The organism is Psychrobacillus sp., from assembly GCF_056205495.1.
Window position 1 is genome coordinate 1 of record NZ_JBAEAP010000370.1, and the last position, 7,025, is coordinate 7,025.

Annotated in this window: 6 protein-coding genes, 1 pseudogene and 1 other annotated feature; of the genes and pseudogenes, 6 read left to right on the forward strand and 1 reads right to left on the reverse strand. The window is 39.0% G+C overall.

The genetic code is table 11. The features are described 5' to 3' along the window. Positions 1-166 precede the first annotated feature (166 nt). The 6 genes from AC06OU_RS11065 to AC06OU_RS11090 all read left to right on the forward strand — a co-directional run bounded on the left by AC06OU_RS11065 (position 167) and on the right by AC06OU_RS11090 (position 6,747). Complete coding sequence (locus AC06OU_RS11065; protein ID WP_475855794.1) at positions 167-724, forward strand: GNAT family N-acetyltransferase; 558 nt, start codon at positions 167-169, stop codon at positions 722-724. A gap of 47 nt (positions 725-771) precedes the next feature. Then, positions 772-1,043: a binding site (T-box leader), on the forward strand. Between the two features lie 71 nt (positions 1,044-1,114). Next, a complete protein-coding gene (locus AC06OU_RS11070; RefSeq protein WP_475855795.1) occupies positions 1,115-1,972 on the forward strand; it encodes an SAM hydrolase/SAM-dependent halogenase family protein in 858 nt (285 codons plus the stop codon). A 40-nt stretch (positions 1,973-2,012) separates the two neighbouring features. Continuing rightward, the gene (locus tag AC06OU_RS11075) at positions 2,013-2,570 is read left to right on the forward strand and encodes an ECF-type riboflavin transporter substrate-binding protein (RefSeq protein ID WP_340881488.1); all 558 of its coding nucleotides are present in this window, start codon (positions 2,013-2,015) and stop codon (positions 2,568-2,570) included. Between the two features lie 18 nt (positions 2,571-2,588). Next, a complete protein-coding gene (locus AC06OU_RS11080; protein WP_475855797.1) occupies positions 2,589-4,322 on the forward strand; it encodes an ABC transporter ATP-binding protein in 1,734 nt (577 codons plus the stop codon). Then, the gene (locus tag AC06OU_RS11085) at positions 4,294-5,124 is read left to right on the forward strand and encodes an energy-coupling factor transporter transmembrane component T family protein (RefSeq protein WP_475855799.1); all 831 of its coding nucleotides are present in this window, start codon (positions 4,294-4,296) and stop codon (positions 5,122-5,124) included. The genes AC06OU_RS11080 and AC06OU_RS11085 overlap by 29 nt, the downstream gene beginning before the upstream one ends. 597 nt (positions 5,125-5,721) lie before the next feature. After that, positions 5,722-6,747 (forward strand): PTS sugar transporter subunit IIC, encoded by a 1,026-nt coding sequence (locus tag AC06OU_RS11090; RefSeq protein ID WP_475855800.1) that lies wholly within the window; start codon positions 5,722-5,724, stop codon positions 6,745-6,747. 87 nt (positions 6,748-6,834) lie between these two features. Here AC06OU_RS11090 and AC06OU_RS11095 read toward each other — a convergent pair. Then, positions 6,835-7,025 (reverse strand): annotated as a pseudogene (locus AC06OU_RS11095) (hypothetical protein); the annotation flags it as partial.

The following is a 7,025-nucleotide window of genomic DNA, read 5'->3' on the forward strand; positions in this document are numbered from 1 at the left end:
TATTTTTTCATTTTTCTAAAATTATTATATAATTAGTTTACTAGTATCGAAGGGACTGATAAAGAATGAAAAACAAACTAATGGTGATTGAAAAGTAGACTTCTAACATTTCTCTTTTCAATACAAATGGAAAAATACAAACCTAAAATGAAAAGAGGAAAACAACTTGTATCAAGATCAAGAATTAATCATACGACCAATTCAGTACTATGATTTACCTAGACTATGGGAATTAATGTGTAAAGATGAGGAGCCGGAGTGGAAAAAGTGGGATGCTCCTTATTATGACTATAAGCCAACTCCCTATGAGGTATTTATGGAAAAAGCAGAATCCTACGTGGACAGTAAAAGCTTTTGGGGGATTGAAGTAGATGGTATATTGCGTGGAATCGTTTCATATTATTGGGAGCATGAACCTTCTAAATGGCTTGAGATGGGTATAGGCTTTCATGAAGCTCCAAGCTGGGGTAAAGGGCTAGGAACCCGCGCTATGAGACTTTGGATGAACCACCTTTTTACTACAATGCCACTTGTCCGGGTAGGCTATACGACCTGGTCAGGTAATAAACGGATGATTCGGGTCGGAGAAAAGCTTGGAATGTCTATGGAGGCAAGAATTCGTAAAGTCCGCTTATATAATGGTGTTTACTATGATTCCATTCGAATGGGTATTTTAAGAGAAGAATGGGAAAAGGCACAGGAAGAAAGTATAAAGGAACTTTAAAAAACGCTTGACAGTTATCAGAATTAATTGTAAATTCACTATAATAAGTTAATGCGATGAAGAGAAAAAGTAAGATGAGTGGTTTTCTTCAAAGAGAGCTTCGGTAGCTGAAAAGAAGCAGAAAACACCATTTGAACAATGGCCTCTGAGCACTACATTGAACGTGCAGTTACCTGCGCCTGAGATGCTAGCGGGATTGGTACCCGTTATCCACACCACAGTCTAGAATTTCATATTAACGGAATTTCTGTACTTGCTGAGGCTGCTTATGTGAATAAGTAGTGAATAAAGGTGGTAACACGAGTATCTCGTCCTTTTCAATCCAATGATTGAGGAGGGCGAGTTTTTTAATTCGCTCTCCTCCAAAAATAATGAGGAGAGTGTTTTAACATGACAGAAGGTTTATTAGTATTTCAATCAGATTTTGGTATCAACGACGGTGCAGTAAGCGCTATGCACGGGGTAGCCAATAGTGTGAAGCGTGGACTTCCGCTATTTGATCTGACACACCAGATTCCTCAGTACAATATTTGGGAGGCGTCCTATCGTCTCTTACAAACCATCAGCTATTGGCCAAGTGATACAGTATTTGTTTCCATAGTAGATCCTGGTGTTGGTTCGGACCGGAGAAGTGTAGTTGCTAAGACCGTAAACGATCAATATATTGTCACCCCAGACAATGGCACATTAACCCACATTAATCGATTTATTGGTATTAAAGAAGTGCGAGAAATTGATGAGTCCAAAAACCGCCTACCGAATTCTGGAGAATCTCACACGTTTCATGGACGTGACATTTTTGCCTATACAGGGGCACGACTTGCTTCTGGTGATATTCATATGGAGGACGTCGGACCCTCTATCCCTACATCTTTGATCGTTGAACTGCCATTAAAGGAGGCAGTTATTGAAAATAATTCGATTACAGGAGTCATTGATGTTATCGATCTACCATTCGGCAATCTTTGGACTAATATTCACCGTCTACAGTTTAAGCAGCTGAATGTAGAATATGGAGATAAATTTGACGTTTCGCTTTCTATTAACGGAGAGGTAGCCTATGAGGGAGAAGTTACGTATGGTCGTTCTTTCGCTGCCGCAGAGTTAGGGGATGCACTCATGTATGTGAATTCTCTTGATAATATAGGAATTGCCTTAAATCAAGGCTCCTTCGCTGATACCTATAAGATTTCAACAGGTGCTAATACAGAAATAACAATTCGGAAGGCTGTTATTACAATCACTTAAATGGATGACTGGCAATAAAATATATAGGGGGAGAAATGAAATGAAAAAATCTATCTTTTCAACTAGGACGGTTGTTGCAATAGGTATCGGAACAGCTGTGTTCCTAATTCTAGCTAAATTTGCTGCAGTCCCTACCGGTATACCTAATACGACAATTCAAACATCCTATGCTTTTTTAGCACTCATTTCAGCTATTTTTGGACCGATAGCGGGTTTATTTGTTGGATTATTTGGTCATGCTTTAAACGACCTTACTTCTTATGGTTCTATATGGTGGAGCTGGGTCATTTCATCCGCATTTGTTGGATTAGGTATCGGATTATATTTTAAGAAGTTTTCTTTTGAGGATGGAGAGTTTGGTAAAAAACACATTATATTATTTAACATTGTTCAAATCGTTGTTCAAGTAATTGCATGGGCTTTAATAGCTCCATTATTGGACATTCTTATTTATGCAGAGCCTGCAAATAAAGTATTTACACAAGGGATCGTCGCTGCTGCTTCTAATATTATTACAGTTGCAATTCTAGGTACACTATTGCTTACTGCTTATGCAAAGACAAGAACCAAAAAAGGAAGCCTGAGCTACGAGGAATAAGTAGATAAGGAGATTTACATGAAAAAGCCAGTCATCGAATTTAAACACTTTAGCTTTCAATATAATAGTCAATCCGAACCTACTTTGCACGATATCAACTTAACGATTTACGAAGGGGAAAAAGTAGCTATTGTCGGACCATCCGGCTCTGGGAAAAGCACGCTCGTTCATTGCCTGAACGGGCTTGCCCCATTTGCTTATAAAGGCAGTATGACAGGAAACCTTACCATTCATGGGAGAGAGACCAGAGAGCTTGATCTCTTTACCATTTCACAGGAGGTTGGTACGGTTCTCCAGGATACGGATGGTCAGTTTATTGGCCTTACTGTAGGCGAGGATATAGCCTTTTCTCTAGAAAATAATGCTGTACCCACACAAAAAATGCACGAACGCGTTCAAAAAGCAGCAGCTTTAGTAAAAATTTCTAGTTATTTAGATGCTAGGATTCATGAGCTCTCCGGCGGTCAAAAACAACGAGTCGCTCTTGCTGGCGTATTAGTAAACGATGTGAATATTCTCTTGTTTGATGAACCTCTTGCTAACCTTGATCCCGCTTCTGGGAAGGGAGCAATGAGACTGATTGATCAGCTTCATACAGATAGCAACAAAACGATTATCATTGTAGAACACAGATTAGAGGATGTTTTATCAGAGCCTATCGATCGCATTATATTAATGAATCACGGGCAGATAATTGCAGACGGCAGCCCCAATGAGCTATTGGCAGGATCGGTATTAACGGATAATTGGATACGAGAACCACTTTACATTAAAGCTTTAAAATATGCAGGGTGTGAATTGAATGATCACCCCAACCTTACTAAGGTTGACAGCATCGTAAATGACTCCTTCCGACAGAAACTAAAAACATTTAGCGATGCAAGATGCTCTCCAATTCAGCTTGGGTTTAAAAATGAGCCTGTCCTGACACTTGATAACATCAGCTTCCACTATGGGAATCATTTAGACATTATTAAAAACGTGTCTTTTCAATTACATAAAGGAGAAATGATAAGCCTTATCGGAGCCAATGGAGCCGGTAAATCTACACTTTCCTCTCTTATCTGTGGTTTTGAACGACCTACTGAAGGCACTATATATTTCGAGGGTTTTAATGCGGTTAACGACTCTATCAAGGAACGAGCTCATCGTGTAGGCTTTGTCCTCCAAAATCCAAATCATATGTTTTCTAAGCAAATAGTTTTCGATGAAGTAGCTTTTGGCCTTATTCAATTTGAACTATCAGATAGGGAAGTTAAGAGACGAGTTGAGGAAACTTTAAAGACTTGTGGATTATACCCTTTCAGAAACTGGCCGATTGCAGCCTTGAGCTATGGGCAGAAAAAACGTTTATCAATTGCCTCTATCCTCATCATGGAGCCCCCAATTATATTATTGGATGAGCCTACAGCGGGGCAGGATTACAAGCATACTACAGAACTAATGATGTTCTTAGAAGATTTAACGAAGAAGGGTACATCCATTATATTAATTACCCATGATATGCACCTAATGACGGAATATACAGATCGCGCAATCGTGTTAACAGAGGGAAAGATATTAGTGGATGATTCACCAGCCCATATCCTCTCGAATCCCTCTTTAATTCTAGAGGCTAATTTAAAGGAATCTTCCTTATATGAGATTGCTAAGCAGCTTAAAATTGAGCATCCGTCTGACTTTGTAGAGCAATTTATACAGTATGATCGGGAGGTGCGATTTAATGGGCAACGAACTGCTAAGCTATCTTGATCGTGATTCTATTATCCATCGCCTAACAGGTTCAACCAAGCTGATCTGTTTCCTACTTTGGTCCACTGCAGCAATGTTAACGTATGACACAAGAGTTTTAATGGTGCTGTTGCTCGGTAGCTTTATTTTGTTTTATATATCGGATATTAAATTAAAGGATATTAGCTTAGTACTTGGTTTTATCCTCGTGTTTTTATTATTAAACAATATAGCCATATTTTTGTTCGCCCCTCAGCATGGGACAACTATTTATGGTACCTCCCACCCTATTACTGGGTCCATGGGGCGTTATACACTTACGCAGGAGCAATTGTTTTACCAGTTAAATATAACGTTGAAATATTTTGCAGTAATCCCTCCTGCTCTTTTGTTCTTAGTCACCACACATCCAAGTGAGTTTGCAGCTTCTCTAAACCGTATCGGTGTAAGCTATCGACTTGCCTACTCGGTTTCTATTGCTCTACGCTATATTCCTGATATACAAAGGGATTTTAAAACAATTTCTCGTTCCAAGCAGGCTCGCGGGGTGGACATGTCTAATAATGAAAAACTATTTACCCGAATAAAAAATGCTGGCTCTATTATAATGCCACTTATTTTTTCTAGTCTGGAACGTATTGAAACAGTCAGCAATACAATGGATCTTCGAGGTTTCGGTAAATTTAAAACTCGCTCCTGGTTTAGCTTAAAGGAGTTCAGAAAAAGAGATTTGATCGCTATTCTAATATCATCTTCATTATTTTTATTAATGGTTTTATTTATTTTTATTAACAATGGAAGGTTTTTTAATCCATTCATCTGAATCATTCTTGACGTTATACTAGAAAATGCTCTTATGTAGTAGGTGTCATGAAATTGGAACAATCTAAAAGTTAATCTCAAAAGAGGCTGGGACGTAACTAGTCTATAAATCATGAAACGGAAACCCGATTTCATGTTTTTACTTCATTTTTAAAGTCCGCACAATTTCTTGTAAGCAACCTTTCAATCTAGTTGTTTGAAGTGAAGGTGGCGACTCCTGGGGGAACAGCCCGAGCTGAAAGCCCCACAGGAGCGAAGCGACGAGGAGATTGAAGCCGTGCCCCCGGAAAGCGTCCACTGTAACGGAAAACAACTACAGGTATATTTGAATAGAAGCCTCGAAAAATTTACAAGGTCGTAGAATTTTCGAGGCTTTTTATTTTTGAGGAGAGTTTCGTCCCAGCCTCTTTTATCTTTTTAAAAATAAGTATTGACTGTCATTATAAATTATATTAATATTATAACAATTTAAAAGGTTGGAATAATATTTTTTTATTATTTACATATAATGTATTGCATTAGTCCAAAAAAGGACTATTTATTTTTAATACATTCGGTATATTTTATGCGATATATTATATAACTGGGAGGAATCACCATGAAACAAGCAACTAAGACATACCTAATCGACCGAATGTACAGAGGTTCCCAAGGACTAGCAAACGCAGTTCTTGTCACGTTAGGAATTGGACTACTTATTGAAACTATTGGTACGTTTACAGGCTGGGAAGGTTTTATGGCTATCGGGAAAACTGCTCAATTGATGCTTGCCCCAGCAATTGGTGCAGGTATCGCTTATCAGCTCGGAGGGAACACGTTAGTTATTTTTAGTGCGATGGCCTGTAGCACCATTGGAGCAAATGCTCTCATACTACAAGATGGATTATGGGTATTGACAACAGGACAACCAATTAGTGCAGTACTAGCAGCCGTGGTTGCTATCTGGGTAGGAAAACGTATTGCAGGAAAAACGAAGCTTGATATGCTTGCGATTCCTTTTTGCGCCATCCTTATAGGTGGTGTCGCGGGGGTTGGGTTAGCAGCTGTCACTACCCCTTTGTTACAGCAATTAAGTGAATTTATTGCTGGTTCGGTATCTGGATCTCCTTTACTTGGATCGATTGTTATTGCGCTGGTATGGAGTATTTTCCTTATGTCCCCTGCTTCCTCAGCAGCAATCGCCATTGCGTTACAACTAGACCCAGTATCTAGTGCCGCAGCATTAATCGGGTGTACAGCACAATTTGCAGGATGGACAGCTATGTCCTTTAAAGAAAATGACTTAGGTGCGAACATTGCACAATCGTTCTTGACGCCTAAAGTTCAGGTACCTAATTTGGTGAAAAATCCACGGTTAGTTATTGGGCCATTTTTATCTTCAATTATTTGTGCTCCGATTGCTATCTTATTATTTAATTTTGAGGTACCTTTTACATTAGCGGGGCTTGGATTAAATTCATTCATCGCTCCTTTAAATGTTCTAGCAAACCAAGGTATTGGAGTGCTTCTTATGTATATCGTGTTAGGCGTTATTGTACCGGCCGTTATCTCTATGACCGCTTATCACCTGCTTAAAAAACGAGGATGGGCTAAAACTGGAGACTTACATATGGAAGTCCAGTAAATACTGTCCTATTAAAAGCTCCTTACATTTACAGATAGTAGATGTAAGGAGCTTCATTTATGTAATGAGGCAGGTCTATCTTAGCCTCTAATTATATAAAACATTACTTATAATGCCCTTGTCTGTGTAGATGGTCACTGGTGAAGCTATTGCTCTTTTATCGGAAAACAGCCATCTCCTACCTACAGGTCCAAGTAATATATATACCCCATCCCCCTGATGCCCCATAAAGTTTAAATGTTCTGGTTCGTCCACTATTTTTCCATCCTGTGAAGGGA